Here is a 16,132-nt window from a genome sequence, read left to right on the forward strand (position 1 = left end):
AATGAACACCGTCCATTCGACCATTTCAAAATATGAAAAAGATACCATTTCCTTTCTGTGCATGAATTTACCCAAACGGTACATTCTATGGTCACAAGGGAGGTGACATCGACATGACAAACTCAAACAGCGGCAATTCAAACCAACTTCTTGTACCAGGTGTACAACAAGCGCTTGACCAGATGAAAAACGAAATCGCATCAGAATTTGGAGTTCAGCTTGGAGCAGACGCTTCATCGCGTGCCAACGGTTCCGTAGGCGGAGAAATTACAAAGCGATTGGTACGTCAAGCTCAACAACAAATGAACGGTTACCAAAAATAAGTAACTGATTGGACTGTCCCCAAAGTGGGGACAGTTTTTTTAGTATGTGAAGAAACCTTTTAAATATGACTCATTACTTATTTTTGAATTGAATAAATTTTAGATGTATACTGACTATATTGTTTATAAGGAGGAGTTAGCTTGAATAGAGAAGAATTATTAGCACCGGAGAGCTATAATATCGTATCTGAGATTGAAGAGTACGCAGATGGAACAAATAAGAAGGCATTAATTTACGTTGACTCAGAAGGAAATCAAAAAGACTATACATATGATGAGTTAATGGAAGATGCAAATCGTGCCGCTTCAGTTTATGAAGCGAATGGGTTGAAAAAGGGAGATATATTGTTAGTAATGGTTCCAAGGTTGATTGAAGCGTACGTTGCATATATCGGAGCTTTGAAGGCAGGAATTGCGGTCATTCCTTCGTCGGAAATGTTGCGCGCATCAGATATTGAATACCGATTAGCACATAGTGGAGCAAAAGCGATCGTTGCGTATGAAGCATTTACAAGTCAATTGACCGAGGTGCGCGGTATCCAAGACGTCACTTTGTTTGTAGTAGGAAAAGCAGATGAAGGAAGCATTTCTTTAACAGAAGAAATGGTGAATGCACCCATACAATATGAGGCAGTGCGAACAAAAGCCAGTGATATGGCATTCTTATCGTATACATCCGGGACGACAGGTAAGCCCAAAGGTGTTGTGCATACACATGGTTGGGGCTACGCTCACCTTCGGACCACTGGTGAGAACTGGCTAGGTATTCATAAAGGAGATATGGTGTGGGCTACAGCGGCACCGGGTTGGCAAAAGTGGATTTGGACACCATTCCTTGCCGTTCTAGGTAGTGGTGCAACAGGACTCGTATACAATGGAAAGTTTGACGTTAAATCTTACATGGATATGATCAAGACCTATCAAGTAAATGTATTGTGTTGTACGCCTACGGAATACCGATTCATGGCGAAAGCAGAAGACCTATCCAGTTATGACTTGTCCTCATTGCGTAGCGCTGTGTCTGCGGGGGAACCGTTGAACAAAGAAGTCATCGATACATTTGAAAATGTTTTTTCTCTTCAAGTGAGAGATGGTTATGGACAAACGGAAAACACATTATTAGTTGGAACCATGATTGGTATGGATGCAAGACCAGGTTCAATGGGGAAACCAACACCAGGAAATCGTGTGGAAATCGTTAATGATGAAGGTGAACTTGCGCAAGTGGGAGAGGTTGGAGATATTGCTGTCCACATTTCGACACCTGCGTTATTTAAGGAGTACCTACAAGATCCCGAACGCACGTCCATGCAGTTCCGAGGCGATTATTACATTTCTGGTGATCGGGCTAAGAAAGATGAGGATGGTTATTTCTGGTTTGAAGGCAGGGGAGATGACATCATCATTAGTTCAGGGTACACAATCGGACCTTTTGAAGTTGAGGATGCCCTTACGAATCATCCTGCTGTAAAAGAATGTGCGGTCGTTGGAAGTCCGGATGAGGTTCGAGGAACAGTCGTGAAAGCGTTCATAGTCCTAAGAGATCCTTCTAAAAAAGACGATAGTTCACTTGTGAAGGAGTTGCAAGATCATGTAAAACAACGTACGGCTCCATACAAGTATCCGCGAAAGATTGAATTTGTAGATGAGCTGCCAAAGACCGCTTCAGGTAAAATCATGCGTGTAGAACTACGAAAACAAGAGACAATGTAGTGAAAAGGACTGAGATTTCAATAATCTCAGTCCTTTTCTTTTATAAACACTTTACCTTGCTAACATACCCCCTTATAATTGAGAGATATTTCGTGCAGCTAAATGCTGTCAAAAAGGGGGAAGACACGTGCAAACTCAACAACAAGGAGCACTTTGGGTGTTCGCTGCATATGTAATGTGGGGATTCATGCCAATTTATTGGAAAAGTCTTCACCACGTAAGTAGCGGAGAAATCTTAGTGAACCGGATCATCTGGGCATTCCTCTTAACTGTTCTGGCAATTGTATTGATAGGGCAAGGGAAAAGGTTGGTTACCGACTTAATAGAACTGTGGAAGACACAAAAGCAATTTTGGAGCCTATGTGCTGCGTCATTTCTTGTTACAATCAATTGGTTTACGTATATTTGGTCTGTGAATCATGACTTTATCGTGCAAGCGAGCCTTGGTTATTACATAAATCCATTAGTTTCTGTCTTGTTAGGAATTATCTTTTTGAAAGAGGCCTTAAATCGCAATCAGAAAGCCGCGTTCGTCTTAGCAGCAGTGGGAGTTACAATCTTAACATTCCATTATGGGGTCTTCCCTTGGATATCTTTTGTATTGGCAATCACATTCGCTTTATACGGCCTAATTAAAAAACATATTAAATTAGATGCTACTCGAGGACTTGCCATTGAAACAGCATTTACCGTTCCTATCGCACTTCTAGCTTATGGCTGGCTTTTTTCATCGGGAGATGCTGTTATAATGGACACGGATCCGTTGACGGTTGTATTGCTCATTTTAACAGGGATTGCAACTGCTCTACCGCTAGTGTTTTTTGCAAAAGGTGTGCCTTCCATTCCGCTTTACGTAACAGGTTTCCTTCAATATATCGCTCCTACGATGATGCTCATTATCGGGGTAGCCATATATGGAGAAACATTCGGCAAGTTTGAATGGCTCAGTTTTGCATTCATCTGGGTGGCGTTATTAGTTTTCACGGTCCCAGAAGTAATGCGTTTTTTAAGAAACAAACGAACGATGATCCGTTTGCAAAAACAGGAATCTACACAGCAATCTTAAATAGGATGAAACATTCTGTTTCGTACAACGTACACGTAGTATGAACTAAAGGAGGAATTTGAAATGTCAATGAAACGGTGGATTGCACTATGTTTGGCTGCAGCACTAGTCGTTGTTTCAATCGGTGTTAACTCGCTATCGTACATATTCACTAGAGATTTTAACGCTCTTTTTGAAGACAGCTTTGCTATGGGGGGAGCGACTTACGAAGAAACCGTGTTGGACCAAGGGGATTCGAATGAACGCATTGCAATATTGGACGTAAGTGGTGTCATTCAAGACACTGGACCCGCTTCACCGTTTGCTGCAGCAGGATACAATCATCAAAGTCTCTTAAGTCAGTTAGCTGATATTCAAGAGGATGAAACCGTGAAAGGGATTGTTTTGCACGTAGATTCTCCAGGTGGTGGAGTAGTGGAGTCGTCGGATATTTATGATGAGATAGTTGCGATCCAAAAAAATCGAGACATACCAATTTATGTATCAATGGGGTCCATGGCAGCTTCAGGAGGCTATTATATTTCAGCCCCAGCTGATAAAATCTTTGTGAACCAGGAGACCATTACAGGTTCCATCGGTGTGATCATGGAAAGTATGAATTATGCGAAGCTAGCTGACAAAATCGGTATTGACTTCAATACGATTAAAACAGGACCGTACAAAGATATGATGAGTCCTAATCGTGAAATGACACAAACAGAACGGGATATGCTACAAGAAATGATCAACGATTCTTATGAGCGATTTGTGGGAATTGTAGCGGATGGCCGCGACATGTCAGTTGCAGCTGTTAAAAAAGTGGCAGATGGAAGAATTATGAACGGTCGTCAAGCAATTGAGGCTGGACTTGCAGATGACTATGGGAAATTACCGGATGTCGTCGATGCATTAATTACAGAACAAGGATTTAAAAACCCTAGTGTATTTGAATACACTCCAACAGACAGCTGGTCATCCTTATTTGGAACGAGTGTCTCAGGAATGTTTAAGAAAAATGCGGAATCAGAATTGATCCAAAAACTTCTGACTGACTATCAAGCACCGCGAATGATGTACTTGTATGGTGAACGTTAAGGGGAGGTATGACACAATGTCTGAACAAATGGAACAGCCGATAGAGGAAGTCAAAGAATCTCCTATTCAACATAAACCGATTGAACAGGAAATCTTTGCGACGCCAGCTCCAGAATTCATGAGGAAACCAGCAGGGTTTTGGATTCGTTTTTGGGCGTATCTGATTGACATCATTATTGTCGGTGCAATTAGTGGTTTGTTAGTGAAACCGATTTTTCGGGTTATTGACTATCCAATAAAGGATCCGATTTTTTTGCTATATAGCCCGTATAAACTCATTATGCTTGTACTATTACTTTCCTACTTCTTGCTCATGACAAAGTTTTTCAGTCAAACAGCAGGAAAAATGATCATGGGAATCCGAGTCGTTAAAAAATCTGGCGGAGAACTTGGTTGGGGATCACTCCTTTTCAGAGAAGTCGTTGGACGTTATATTTCAAAAACGCTGCTGATTCCGTATTTACTTGTTATGTTCACGCCACGTAAAGAAGCATTGCATGACTTGTTTGCGGATACGGAAGTTATTCATGAGCAAGTTTATGAAAAACTGAATTCGGAGAAAGCCGTTCACGTAGATGAGGGTCGTCAGTTGCAAGGCGATCAGTCTATCTTGTAAGATAGATGGATACTGAAAGGAGAATCTTAATGACTTCAATCACATTCAAGAATAATCCTGTTACATTGGTCGGAAAACATCTGAAAGCGGGGGACAAAGCTCCGAACTTCACCGTTTTGGCAAATGACCTTCAACCCGTGACTCTTAATGATTCCAAGGGGAAGATTCGTTTAGTAAGTGTCGTTCCTTCAATCGACACGGGTGTTTGTTCTAAACAAACACATAGATTTAATGAAGAGGCTGGAAAGTTTGGAGACGATGTGGAAGTGATGACCATTTCCGTTGACCTTCCATTCGCACAAGCTCGTTACCGTTCTACGGAAGAAATCGGAAATATCCATATTCTGTCAGATCACAGAGATCTCTCGTTTGGAGAAGCTTACGGTGTAGCGATTCAAGAACTTCGTCTGCTCTCCCGTTCAATTTTTGTTATTGATAAAGATGACAAGATTGCTTACTCAGAATATGTTAGTGAAGTAACCGATCACCCTGACTACCAAGAGGCTTTGGATGCTGTGGAGAAATTGAAAGCGAAAGTGTAAGGCAAATGTTGCCTGGAGAAAACCCATCCGGCTGTCGGATGGGTTTTTCATGGCGACTATCAGGCAAGTTATCGTATTGAAAAGAAGGAAGAAGAGGGATTCTAATGAAAACAAATACAGAACAGATATTTAGTTATTTAGATGAAGCAGCAAGTAAAGACGAAGCACTCTACTTGGAGCAACTAATTGAAGCTTGCCAAAGTTGGAGAGAAGGGACTGCGGGTCCTGAGATACAAGGTGAAGTCACGAAAGAAGAAATACGACGTGGATTGCAACTTGCGATTTTAAAAGGGATGAGACAAAACGTTCAACCTCATCATCAAATGACTCCAGATGCCATTGGGATGCTGATTGCACGTATCTCAAGTTTTCTTTTGCCACAAAAAGAAGAGGTTCAATTACTCGATTTGGCTGCGGGTACTGGTAATTTATTGCTAACTGTGATGAATTCTGTGGATATACCAGTTTCTTCTATCGCTGTAGAAATCGATGAGTTGTTGGCGAGATTGATTGTCGCAGGTGCGAATCTAATGGAACAGCCTATTCAAATTTACGTGCAGGATGCGTTACGTCCGTTGCTGGTTGATCCAGTTGACTTGGCGGTGTGTGATTTACCAGTCGGTTTTTATCCGGATGATGAGAATGCGTTGAACTATGAGATGATGCCTTCCGAAGGACATGCTTATTCTCATCATTTATTCATTGAACAGACAATTCAGCACTTGAAGCCAGAAGGGTATGGAATTTTCATTGTACCGTCTTCGCTATTCGAATCAGTGCAATCAAGTGAACTGCATAAGTACTTGAAGAAGCATACGGTAATTCGTGGAATCTTACAGTTGCCGCAAACTTTATTTAAAAATGCTTCTCAGTCGAAAAGTTTACTAATCTTGCAAAAACCATCGGAACGGGCAATGCCAACTCCGGATGTATTACTCGCAACAGTACCGGATATGACGGACAAACAAGCGATGATTTCGTTCTTTAACAAAATGGAAGACTGGGCAAAAGAAAATGTAAAGTAAGTAAAAAAGTGTCCTTCTCGTAATGAGGAGGACACTTTTTCTTTTAAAATTATGCGCCTTCGGGTGTGCGAACTACGAGTACATCACATTTAGAAGAGCGTACAATGTTTTCTGATACACTTCCGATTAAGAAACGCTCGACTGGGTTTAACCCAGTTGCGCCACAAATGATCAGATCTGCTTCGATTTTTTTAGGGATTTCTCTAGGAATCATTGTTTTAGGTGAACCGTATTCCACAATAATATTCACATGTGTTAATCCGGCAGCTACTGCTTGCTCTTTATATCCTTCAAGCAACTCTACAGCATAAGATTGAGCACGTTCAGCGATTGAACGGTCATAGGCCTCTACAGCGGAGTACGAACGTGTGTCGATGATGTTGACAAGGTTCAGGTTAGCGTCGTTTCGTTTAGCAATTGCTACCGCTTTTTTAAACGCCCATTCCGACTCTTTGGATCCGTCTACAGCAACAATAATTTGGTTATATACTAATGACATCGTTACCACACTCCTACATTTGAATTATCCTTCTATAACTACTATACGCCAAATCTCAACCTATTTCCTGCAAAACCCTCAAATTTCGGGAAATTAAAATTATTTATTATTCGATGCAAAAAGTACGGCAAAAAAGAATGCTATCTGCTACACTTATGGTGAAAAGGTTTGAACGGTACATACTGGACAGCCGGACACATTCATTGAGGAGGAACTAACTATGCGTATTGGGGTACCTAAAGAGATTAAAAACAACGAAAATCGTGTCGCAATGACACCAGCTGGAGTATTCAACTTGAAATCAGCGGGACACGAGGTGCTTATCGAAACACTAGCAGGAATTGGCTCTAGTTTTACGGATGAAGAATATCGCGAAGCTGGAGCGGTAATTGTTGAAACTGCAGCTGAAGCGTGGGCAGCAGAAATGGTCATGAAAGTAAAAGAGCCAGTTTCTTCAGAGTATGGTTATTTCCGTGAAGGTCTCATATTGTTCACGTATTTACATCTTGCTTCCGAAGTAGAGTTAACGAAAGCATTACTCGACAACAAAGTGATCGGGATAGCTTACGAGACGGTTCAATTACCAAATCGTTCGTTGCCACTACTCGCACCGATGAGCGAAGTTGCTGGACGTATGGCAACACAAATCGGAGCTCAATATTTGGAGAAGATGGAAGGCGGCAAAGGAATCCTATTGTCCGGCGTACCGGGCGTTCAACGAGGAAACGTGACCGTTATTGGTGGAGGACAAGCCGGAACGAATGCAGCCCGCATTGCGATTGGTATGGGGGCTCGTGTTACAGTTCTGGATCTTTCAGTAGAACGTCTTCGTCAACTGGATGAATTATTCGGTAATGATGTCCAAACACTAGTTTCGAATCCATTTAATATTGCATCATCTGTAAAGGATGCTGATCTAGTAATAGGTTGTGTGCTTATTCCTGGCGCTCGTGCACCTAAACTAGTAAGCGAAGAGATGGTTAAGTCGATGTCACCTGGTTCTGTACTTGTGGATATTGCGATTGACCAAGGCGGAATCTTTGAAACATCCGATCGCGTTACGACACATGACGACCCGACTTACGAAAAATTCGGAGTGGTACACTACGCAGTTGCAAATATGCCTGGTGCTGTCCCACGTACATCTACAATGGCACTTACAAACGTGACGGTTCCTTACGCATTACAAATTGCGAACAAAGGGTACAAGCAGGCTTGCTTGGACAACGATGCGTTGCTAAAAGGGGTTAACACGTTAGACGGTAATTTGACGTATCAAGCAGTTTCAGACGCGCAGGCAATCGAATATGTATCGGCTCAATCTTTGTTGAGCTGATAAAAAATAGAATTTAAAAAAGCAGGGGCCGCAAGTTTAGGCCTCTGCTTTTTCTATTTACTTAATAATCTTAAGTTCTTTCGGGAACTTTGTTAGCACTTCAATACCATCCGCCGTTACGACGACGTCATCTTCAATACGAACACCAGTAATTGCTGAGTTGTAAATACCTGGTTCAATCGTAAACACCATGCCTTCTTCTAATTGGAAGTCGTTGGTGCCATGGATGGAAGGGAATTCGTGAACAGAAATTCCAAGTCCGTGTCCTAAACGGTGTGTGAAGTACTCTCCATACCCGGCTTTCGTAATCACTTCGCGTGCAGCTCTATCAAGTTCACTTGCACGAACTCCTGGCTTTACAAGGTCAATTGCTGCCTGATTCGCAAAACGTACTGCTTCGTAAATGCTCAGCTGTTCAGCAGACGGTTCACCAAACGAAACCGTTCTAGTAATATCTGAACAATATCCTTTATGAACAACCCCAAGGTCCATCAAAACAAAATCACCTTTTTGGATTTTGCGTTCTCCTGGTGTCCCGTGTGGAGATGCGGTTTTAGGACCGGATAAAACCGTTGTATCGAACGACATCTTTTGAACGCCTTTTTTCTTCAACGCTAATTCGATTGCTGTTTGAAGTTCTAGTTCAGTAATACCTTCAACGATATTTTCACACGCTACTTCAATTGCGTAGTCGGCTAATGCTGCAGCTTCACGTAGCAGTTGGAGTTCTGATGCATCCTTGTGGCTGCGCATAGTATTCAGTTGCTCATCCAAACGGGAGAATTGAGCGGATGGGAAGAGTTCCCCCATACGTTCCAAACGCTCGACAGTAAGGTGTGATTTCTCAATGGCAATCGAACTAAGTTCGCTCACTTTGCGTTTCACTTCAGCTTGCACAAATTCCCAAGCGTCATCTGTGTCTTCGTAACCGACCGTTCCAAATGTCCAGCCTGCAGACTTCACATCGGGAACTTCCATGAGTGGACAGACGATAAATGGCTCCGCGTCTTTAAAAATCATAACGCCAAGAAGTCGCTCGTGGGGGTCGCTGCTAAAACCTGATAGGTAAAATACGTTATCAGGTGTCGTTACGAATGCTGCCTCTACGTTGTTGTCCTGTAAATACTGTTGAATCATTTTAAGTTTTGTCATGATTATTCCTCCTTAATTCACTTAACTATCATACCAAAGAAAGAGGGTTTACATATGGTTTCACGAATTGATAAAAAGGAAAGAACAATAAGTGGAGGTGTCGAATTCAATGGAAGTTTCGTATCATGGGCACTCAATCGTAAAGATTAAAACAGACAACAAGGTGATTTTGATTGATCCTTATATTACAGGAAATGATTTGACGGATTTGAAAGTGGTAGACGAAAAACCAGACGTCATCTTGTTGACGCATGGACACAATGATCATGTAGGCGACACGATAGAGATTGCAAAAGCGAGCGGGGCATTAGTTGTAGCGCCGAACGAACTTGCTGTGTGGCTAGGATGGCAAGGTCTGCAAACTCACGGCATGAATATCGGAGGCGCCTGTGAATTCGATTTTGGAACGGTGAAGTTCACGAAAGCGTTTCACAGTTCGTCCTACACAACAGATGACCAACAGCTGATTTACATGGGAATGCCAGCAGGAATCTTGTTTATGGCGGAAGGTAAAACAATTTACCACGCTGGAGATACGTCTCTCTTTGGAGATATGGAGCTGATCGGTAAGCGTCATGCGATCGATATCGCATTTTTACCAATAGGTGATAACTTTACGATGGGACCTGAAGATGCCGCATATGCAGTGGAGCTACTCTCTCCAAAGCTGACAGTACCGGTACATTACAATACTTTTCCACCGATTGCACAAGACCCTGAAGACTTTAAAAAGCTTGTGAAAGACCATGAAGTCCATGTGATGAAAGCGGGAGAAGTGATACGACTTTGAGTGAACTGGGCTGGCAGAGATAAATCTCTTCCAGCTCAGTTATTTTTTATCGATTTATGGTAAACTGGAGATAGGCATACATAGAAAAGGTGAATGCAATGTCGACAAAGCATGAACAGATTTTGCGCCACATTGAAGACCTTGCTGTAGGTGAGAAAATTTCAGTGCGGCAAATTGCAAGGGCGCTCACAGTAAGTGAAGGAACAGCTTACCGTGCGATTAAGGAAGCAGAAAATAACAAACTTGTAAATACAATCGAGCGTGTCGGGACGGTACGCATCGAGAAAAAGAAAAAAGAGAATATTGAACGGCTGACGTTTGCTGAAGTTGTGAATATTGTGGATGGTAGTGTGCTTGGAGGGAGCGGAGGTTTACATAAGACGCTCACTAAGTTTCTAATCGGTGCGATGCAACTGGATGATATACGCCGCTATATTGACGCTGGAAGCTTGCTCATCGTGGGAAATCGCCAAAAAGCACACCAATTAGCAATTAGCGAAGGGGCAGCAGTACTTGTGACAGGTGGTTTTGATACGACGGATGAGGTGAAAAAACTTGCAAATTCACTCGATTTGCCAGTTATTACAACCAGCTATGATTCATTTACAGTTGCAACCATGCTCAATCGTGCGATATCTGACCAGATGATTGAGAAGGATATCCTTCTCGTGGAAGATATCCAGCACTCACTTTCAAATACTTCCACGTTGTTCATTCAAGAAACGGTTGAGCAATTTAACGAATTGAGTAGAAAAACTTCCCACTCTGCATTTCCTGTCATTGAGCGGAATGGGAAAGTAATAGGAATGGTCACCTCTAAAGACGTTGTTGGAAAACAGGAATCGGAACCTCTTGGAAAAGTCATGACTGCATCACCGATAACTGCGACTGGAAAGATGAGTGTTGCTTCAGCTGGCCACATCATGGTATGGGAAGGAATCGATTTACTCCCTGTTGTGACGGAAATGGGTCTGTTGGATGGTGTCATTAGCCGACAAGATGTCTTGAAAGCATTTCAATTGGCGCAACGGCAGCCGCAACAAGGTCAAACCATTGATGATATTGTGAAAAACCAAATGCACTCTGATACTGAAAACCCTCAGAATATCATGTTTGAAGTGATTCCCCAGATGACGAACCAGCTTGGATCCCTGTCTTATGGAGCACTGACCACGTTGCTAGCGGAAACAGGTAACCGTGCCATCAAGCTCTATAAACGTGGAGAAAGTGTTCCTGAAAATTTATCAATTTACTTCATGAGACACGTCCAGCTTGGGAGTAAGGTCATTGTGGAACCTCAAATCCTCCATATGAGCCGTAGGGTTGTGAAAATGGATATTTCCCTGTACTCAGAAGGTGAAATGATTGGAAAAGCGCTTGTGACGTATCAGTTGTTGGAACGATAAAAAAACGCTGATGCATGGGCATCAGCGTTTGTTCAAATCTGTTTCTTCTTCAACGAATTGGTTGTAATACCGAACGGCTTTCCCGTTAAAGATGGCTACATAGCCTCCAAGTAAGATGAAGATTCCAGAGATCACGTAAGTCGAAACCCCGCCAAACAGTAACAATTGATTGACTCCGAAAAAGATTAGCAAGAGTCCTAAAAACATTCCTGCTTTTGATGCAAACATCTTCTTTCGAATCGGAAATACTTGACTTGTCCGGAACTGCCGGGTTTTAAAGTAAAAGTAGTATACTGCCGAGGCAATAATTAAGAATACAAGTATAAAATTAAAAGTCTTCACAGCAAAGCCCTCCAAAAGAATCCAGCACTGCTTCTATTGTAGCGGCTTTACTACTCAAATGCGACCGCAATTCTTTAAATAATGGAGGAAATGGAAAATGAAAAGACAAATCATTGACACAATTGAACAGTATTCAACCATTATCATTCATAGGCACGTCCGCCCAGACCCCGATGCATTTGGTTCGCAGGTGGGTTTAAAGAAACTTATACAAGCGAATTATCCGGACAAAAACGTGTATGCTACAGGAAGTGATGATGGACAGCTGTCATTTATGGCCAACCAAGATCCTGTGTCCGATGACATGTATGAAGGTGCGCTAGTCATTGTAACAGATACAGCTAATACCGAACGGGTAGATGGGCAGTCTTACAAGAAGGGTAGCTTTTTAGTGAAGATCGACCACCACCCGAATGTGGATCCATACGGGGATGTATTATGGATTGATACAAATGCGAGTTCTTGTTCAGAAATGATTTATGAATTATTTGCTGAAGGAAGGGACATGAAGGAATGGAAGCTACCAAATGAATCAGCAAGACTTCTATTCGCTGGGATTGTCGGAGATACAGGCAGATTCATGTACCCGAGTGCAACAGGAAAGACGTTTGAAATCGCAAGTGAATTAATCAAATACAAATTTGACCGACAGCAAATCTTTGCAGGGATGTATGAGGTGGAACGAAATCTGCTTCACTTACAAGGATATGTCTACCAAAACTTTTCGATAAATGAAAACGGCGCAGCCTATATCAAACTCACAAAAACGATCTTGAATCAGTTTGATGTGAAGGCAGAAGAAACGTCTTCACTCGTCAGTTCACTAGGAGATGTAAAAGGCATCTCTGCATGGTTAATTTTTGTTGAAGAAACGGACCAAATCCGAGTTCGATTGCGTTCCAAAGGAATTGTTATCAATGAACTGGCTGCTGAATACGGAGGTGGCGGACATCCGCTTGCTGCCGGTGCTTCTGTAAAGACTTGGGAAGAAGCCGATGAAGTCATCCGAAAAGTACAAACGTTATGTGCACGTAACTAGTGATTGGAGGGATAGACAATGAAGCTTGTTTATCCGCAAATTATAACGGGTGCCGACTTACTTAACGGCATTATAAAGCTTGACCGATTGGCTCCTCTTCTGCAAAGAAGAGGGGCTGTTTCGGCTGCAATTGTGAATTCGACTCTTTCCGGAATAAGATCGTTTTGGAAAGTGATGACTAAGTATGGCATTCATCCAGTCATAGGACTTTCTGTGAACATAGAACTGACGACTGGAGAAACGCCATTATGTTACATCTATGCTAAAAACGAAATGGGTTTTCGTCAGTTATTAAAGATGAGTAGTGCTGTTTCAACACGAGATGCTGAGAATCTACCTGAAAAGTGGTTGAGATCCTATACTGCGAACTGCGCCGTTATTTTTCCGCTTACAGACCCCTCTTGGAACGAAATCCGAACTGAAGAAACGATCCAACGATTGAAAATGCAATGCACACCTGAAGAGTTGCATATAGGAATTGCGCGACCCGCTGGAGCTGTTCATCCTGAAGAACCTGCGATTGAACAACTAGCCTCTTCTGAAGGACTTTCTATTGTAGCGTGCAGTGAAGCTAGATTCATCGAGCCAAAAGACGCATTCAGCTTCGAAACAGCGCAAGCGATTCGCGAAGGTTACAAACTGAATGATCCTACCCGTCCTGAAAACCTCTATTCAGACGCATATGTGCCTGAGCAAGAGGAACTGGAACGATGGTTTGCAGGGAAAGAGCATTGGCTAGAGAAGGCTGCAGACGTGCTATTAGCTTGCGATGTTCAGTTGCCGGAAAAACATCTACTCATGCCAAAGTTTCCTGTCGATGAGACGGAGACTGCCGCACAACAGCTTGAAAACCATTGTCGGTTAGGGTTACAAAAAAGATTTGGTCAGATTTCTCCAGCATATGAAGAGCGACTCCGGTACGAATTGGATGTCATCGTAGAAATGGGCTATCAGGATTATTTCCTGATTGTAGAAGATTTCATTGCCTATGCAAAAAATAAAGATATTGAAGTTGGACCGGGTCGAGGGTCTTCAGCCGGAGCACTCGTTGCATTCTCCCTTGGGATCACTGCGGTGGATCCGTTGAAATATGGGTTGATATTTGAACGGTTTTTAAATAAAAGCAGAGTGACCATGCCGGATATTGACGTTGATTTTGCCGATACACGGAGAATGGAAGTAGTCGAGTATGTCGCGCAAAAATACGGGAAAGCACACGTAGCCCAAATTATAACGTTCGGTACGTTGTCTGCTAAGTCCGTAGCGCGTAATACAGCTAGGGTCTTTGGGTTTTCGAACGAGGACATGACATTCCTATCTAAAACGTTGTCTGATGCTCCCGGTAAAACGCTTCAAGAGAAAGTGAGTCAATCCTCACAACTTCAATCGTGGATTGAAAAAGAGGAAGTACGTGCTCGTTGGTACGAATCATCTCTCGCGCTAGAAGGTCTACCACGAAATGCTTCAACACACGCTGCAGGGGTCATACTCTCACCAACCCCTCTTGTTGAAACCGTTCCGCTACAAAGTGGCGGGGATTCCATCTATTTAACACAATGGGCGATGAATGACTCGGAAGAAGCTGGACTTCTAAAAATGGACTTTCTCGGATTGCGTAATCTGACTTTGCTGGATAGGATTCGTAAAATGATTCGATTTGACACGGGCGACGACCTCTCGCTAGATACAATTCCCCCCCAGGATGAACGGACTTTGGAGTTATTTAGAAAAGGGGATATGTCAGGGATTTTTCAATTCGAATCACCTGGCATGCGCAAAGCACTGAGAGACATTTCACCCGATACTTTTGAAGATATTTATGCCATCAATGCCTTATACCGACCTGGTCCAATGGAAAATATCCCTCTCTATAGCAGAAGGAAAAAAGGGTTAGAACCGATTCACTACATGCATCCTGCGCTCGAGCCGATTTTAAAAGAGACGTATGGAATTATTGTTTATCAAGAACAAATTTTGCAGATTGCGGTTCAGATTGCAGGATTCACTTTAGGGGAAGCGGACTTGTTACGACGTGCTATCAGTAAAAAGAAACGGGATGTGCTGATGCAGGAACGCGTCCATTTTACAGAAAGCGCTCAGCGAAACGGTTTCCCTAAAAGTATCGCAGGTGATATTTATGAACTGATAGTAAAGTTTGCGGATTATGGATTCCCGAAGAGTCATGCGGTTGCCTACTCGTTGGTTTCCTACCAACTCGCGTACTTGAAGGCAAATAAACCCGAATACTTTTATGCGGGATGTCTATCCGTATTAGCGGGTTCCCCGGAGAAGACGACGGAATTCATGCGTGAAGTGAAAGCGAAGGGGATCCCTGTTCTTGGTCCTTCCATTACAAAAAGCAACTGGTCTGCGACAACGGAAAATGGATCTATCCGACTTGGGTTGAGTGCAGTGAAAGGAATTAGCTTTCCGTTTTATACAACCCTGCAACGGGCGCGTCAGCAAGGAGTGACTATGCTAACCCTTTTTGACTTGTCTGTCGCAATCGGTGCTGAAAACTTCACTGAAAAAACAATTCCGCAACTAGTGAAATCTGGAGCATTGGACGAATTCGGCCAAACACGTGAAGTGCTGCTCGCAACAATAGAAGCAGCACGAAAACATGCGCTCTTTGTTAGACCATCGTCTGATGAAACCGACTTACTCGCAGGGATGATGAAAGGGATGGCGAGTCCTAAATATAGTCCCGGCGGAACGATGTCAGATATGCAACGACTTGACTATGAAAAAGAGACACTTGGATTCTACTTATCGGAACACCCGATTGCTTCTTTTAAAAAGAAACTTACCACTGTAACGAATCCGATTGCAGACGCCCTAGAAAAATCATCAGGAGCTAAGGTGGTTTTAGCAGGAATGGTGTTGGAAGTTAAGAGGATTCGTACAAAAAAAGGAGAAGCGATGGCATTTCTCGAATTACAAGATGAGACTGGAGAAATATCGTGTACGTTATTCCCGAAACAATATGCAACGTGCAGCAGTGAGTTGAAAGATCAGTCATTACTTGTTTTTCAAGGTACAGTGGAAGTGAGAAATGGCAAACCACAACTCGTTGTTCAGGAGATTGTGACAATCTAAACGGATCTGGATGGCTACTTATGAAGGACAGTGACGTAGACAACTCCATAACAAATCGAAAAAGGATTTCCGGATATCACTTTACGGCAGGCGTGCTTTTTTGTATGCTA

At 42.7% G+C, this 16,132-nt stretch carries 15 protein-coding genes; 12 read left to right on the plus strand and 3 right to left on the minus strand.

Going from position 1 to position 16,132, the window contains the following annotated elements; genetic code table 11:
* The first annotated feature begins 113 nt into the window (after positions 1 to 113).
* From DVB69_RS12625 to DVB69_RS12655, 7 genes are all read left to right on the plus strand, one after another.
* Positions 114 to 323, plus strand: a complete 210-nt coding sequence (locus tag DVB69_RS12625; RefSeq protein WP_039043946.1) for an alpha/beta-type small acid-soluble spore protein — start codon at positions 114 to 116, stop codon at positions 321 to 323.
* A 141-nt stretch (positions 324 to 464) separates the two neighbouring features.
* Complete coding sequence (mbcS, locus tag DVB69_RS12630; RefSeq protein ID WP_116019458.1) at positions 465 to 2,036, plus strand: acyl-CoA synthetase MbcS; 1,572 nt, start codon at positions 465 to 467, stop codon at positions 2,034 to 2,036.
* Positions 2,037 to 2,163: 127 nt separating this feature from the next.
* On the plus strand, positions 2,164 to 3,102 hold the full coding sequence (gene rarD / locus DVB69_RS12635) for an EamA family transporter RarD (RefSeq protein WP_116019459.1): 939 nt from the start codon (positions 2,164 to 2,166) through the stop codon (positions 3,100 to 3,102).
* A 63-nt stretch (positions 3,103 to 3,165) separates the two neighbouring features.
* Positions 3,166 to 4,176 carry a signal peptide peptidase SppA gene (gene sppA / locus DVB69_RS12640; protein WP_116019460.1) on the plus strand — a complete coding sequence of 337 codons (1,011 nt, stop codon included), beginning with the start codon at positions 3,166 to 3,168 and terminating at the stop codon, positions 4,174 to 4,176.
* 16 nt (positions 4,177 to 4,192) lie between these two features.
* A complete protein-coding gene (locus DVB69_RS12645; RefSeq protein WP_233505400.1) occupies positions 4,193 to 4,792 on the plus strand; it encodes an RDD family protein in 600 nt (199 codons plus the stop codon).
* Positions 4,793 to 4,821: 29 nt separating this feature from the next.
* Entirely contained in the window at positions 4,822 to 5,334 is a 513-nt protein-coding gene (gene tpx, locus DVB69_RS12650) for a thiol peroxidase (RefSeq protein WP_116019461.1), read from the plus strand.
* Between the two features lie 104 nt (positions 5,335 to 5,438).
* Positions 5,439 to 6,359 (plus strand): class I SAM-dependent methyltransferase, encoded by a 921-nt coding sequence (locus DVB69_RS12655; RefSeq protein ID WP_116019462.1) that lies wholly within the window; start codon positions 5,439 to 5,441, stop codon positions 6,357 to 6,359.
* A gap of 49 nt (positions 6,360 to 6,408) precedes the next feature.
* On the opposite strand, the gene DVB69_RS12660 is transcribed toward DVB69_RS12655, so the two are convergent.
* Positions 6,409 to 6,858: a universal stress protein gene (locus tag DVB69_RS12660; RefSeq protein WP_116019463.1), complete on the minus strand. Its 450-nt coding sequence runs from the start codon at positions 6,856 to 6,858 to the stop codon at positions 6,409 to 6,411.
* A gap of 220 nt (positions 6,859 to 7,078) precedes the next feature.
* Here DVB69_RS12660 and ald point away from each other — a divergent pair, with 220 nt between their 5' ends.
* On the plus strand, positions 7,079 to 8,194 hold the full coding sequence (gene ald / locus DVB69_RS12665; protein ID WP_116019464.1) for an alanine dehydrogenase: 1,116 nt from the start codon (positions 7,079 to 7,081) through the stop codon (positions 8,192 to 8,194).
* Between the two features lie 57 nt (positions 8,195 to 8,251).
* Here ald and DVB69_RS12670 read toward each other — a convergent pair whose 3' ends face one another.
* Positions 8,252 to 9,346, minus strand: a complete 1,095-nt coding sequence (locus DVB69_RS12670; protein ID WP_116019465.1) for a M24 family metallopeptidase — start codon at positions 9,344 to 9,346, stop codon at positions 8,252 to 8,254.
* A 109-nt stretch (positions 9,347 to 9,455) separates the two neighbouring features.
* Between DVB69_RS12670 and DVB69_RS12675 the strand changes: the two genes are divergently transcribed.
* Positions 9,456 to 10,136, plus strand: a complete 681-nt coding sequence (locus DVB69_RS12675; RefSeq protein WP_116019466.1) for a metal-dependent hydrolase — start codon at positions 9,456 to 9,458, stop codon at positions 10,134 to 10,136.
* 98 nt (positions 10,137 to 10,234) lie between these two features.
* A complete protein-coding gene (locus DVB69_RS12680; RefSeq protein WP_116019467.1) occupies positions 10,235 to 11,542 on the plus strand; it encodes a DRTGG domain-containing protein in 1,308 nt (435 codons plus the stop codon).
* Between the two features lie 21 nt (positions 11,543 to 11,563).
* On the opposite strand, the gene DVB69_RS12685 is transcribed toward DVB69_RS12680, so the two are convergent.
* A complete protein-coding gene (locus DVB69_RS12685; RefSeq protein WP_116019468.1) occupies positions 11,564 to 11,884 on the minus strand; it encodes a YtpI family protein in 321 nt (106 codons plus the stop codon).
* 97 nt (positions 11,885 to 11,981) lie between these two features.
* On the opposite strand from DVB69_RS12685, the gene DVB69_RS12690 reads away from it, so the two are divergent.
* Positions 11,982 to 12,923 (plus strand): DHH family phosphoesterase, encoded by a 942-nt coding sequence (locus tag DVB69_RS12690; protein ID WP_116019469.1) that lies wholly within the window; start codon positions 11,982 to 11,984, stop codon positions 12,921 to 12,923.
* An 18-nt stretch (positions 12,924 to 12,941) separates the two neighbouring features.
* Positions 12,942 to 16,022: a DNA polymerase III subunit alpha gene (locus DVB69_RS12695; protein WP_116019470.1), complete on the plus strand. Its 3,081-nt coding sequence runs from the start codon at positions 12,942 to 12,944 to the stop codon at positions 16,020 to 16,022.
* The last annotated feature ends 110 nt before the right edge of the window (positions 16,023 to 16,132 follow it).

Origin of the sequence: Sporosarcina sp. BI001-red (assembly GCF_003384035.1) — a bacterium.
Taxonomy (GTDB): Bacteria; Bacillota; Bacilli; order Bacillales_A; family Planococcaceae; genus Sporosarcina.

Excerpts from the sequence above, each read along its gene's own strand:
- DVB69_RS12625 (WP_039043946.1), top strand. The coding sequence starts at position 114 with ATGACAAACTCAAACAGCGGCAATTCAAACCAACTTCTTGTACCAGGT.
- sppA (WP_116019460.1), top strand. The coding sequence starts at position 3,166 with ATGTCAATGAAACGGTGGATTGCACTATGTTTGGCTGCAGCACTAGTC.
- DVB69_RS12645 (WP_233505400.1), top strand. The coding sequence starts at position 4,193 with ATGTCTGAACAAATGGAACAGCCGATAGAGGAAGTCAAAGAATCTCCT.
- tpx (WP_116019461.1), top strand. The coding sequence starts at position 4,822 with ATGACTTCAATCACATTCAAGAATAATCCTGTTACATTGGTCGGAAAA.
- DVB69_RS12655 (WP_116019462.1), top strand. The coding sequence starts at position 5,439 with ATGAAAACAAATACAGAACAGATATTTAGTTATTTAGATGAAGCAGCA.
- DVB69_RS12660 (WP_116019463.1), bottom strand. The coding sequence starts at position 6,858 with ATGTCATTAGTATATAACCAAATTATTGTTGCTGTAGACGGATCCAAA.
- ald (WP_116019464.1), top strand. The coding sequence starts at position 7,079 with ATGCGTATTGGGGTACCTAAAGAGATTAAAAACAACGAAAATCGTGTC.
- DVB69_RS12670 (WP_116019465.1), bottom strand. The coding sequence starts at position 9,346 with ATGACAAAACTTAAAATGATTCAACAGTATTTACAGGACAACAACGTA.
- DVB69_RS12675 (WP_116019466.1), top strand. The coding sequence starts at position 9,456 with ATGGAAGTTTCGTATCATGGGCACTCAATCGTAAAGATTAAAACAGAC.
- DVB69_RS12680 (WP_116019467.1), top strand. The coding sequence starts at position 10,235 with ATGTCGACAAAGCATGAACAGATTTTGCGCCACATTGAAGACCTTGCT.
- DVB69_RS12690 (WP_116019469.1), top strand. The coding sequence starts at position 11,982 with ATGAAAAGACAAATCATTGACACAATTGAACAGTATTCAACCATTATC.
- DVB69_RS12695 (WP_116019470.1), top strand. The coding sequence starts at position 12,942 with ATGAAGCTTGTTTATCCGCAAATTATAACGGGTGCCGACTTACTTAAC.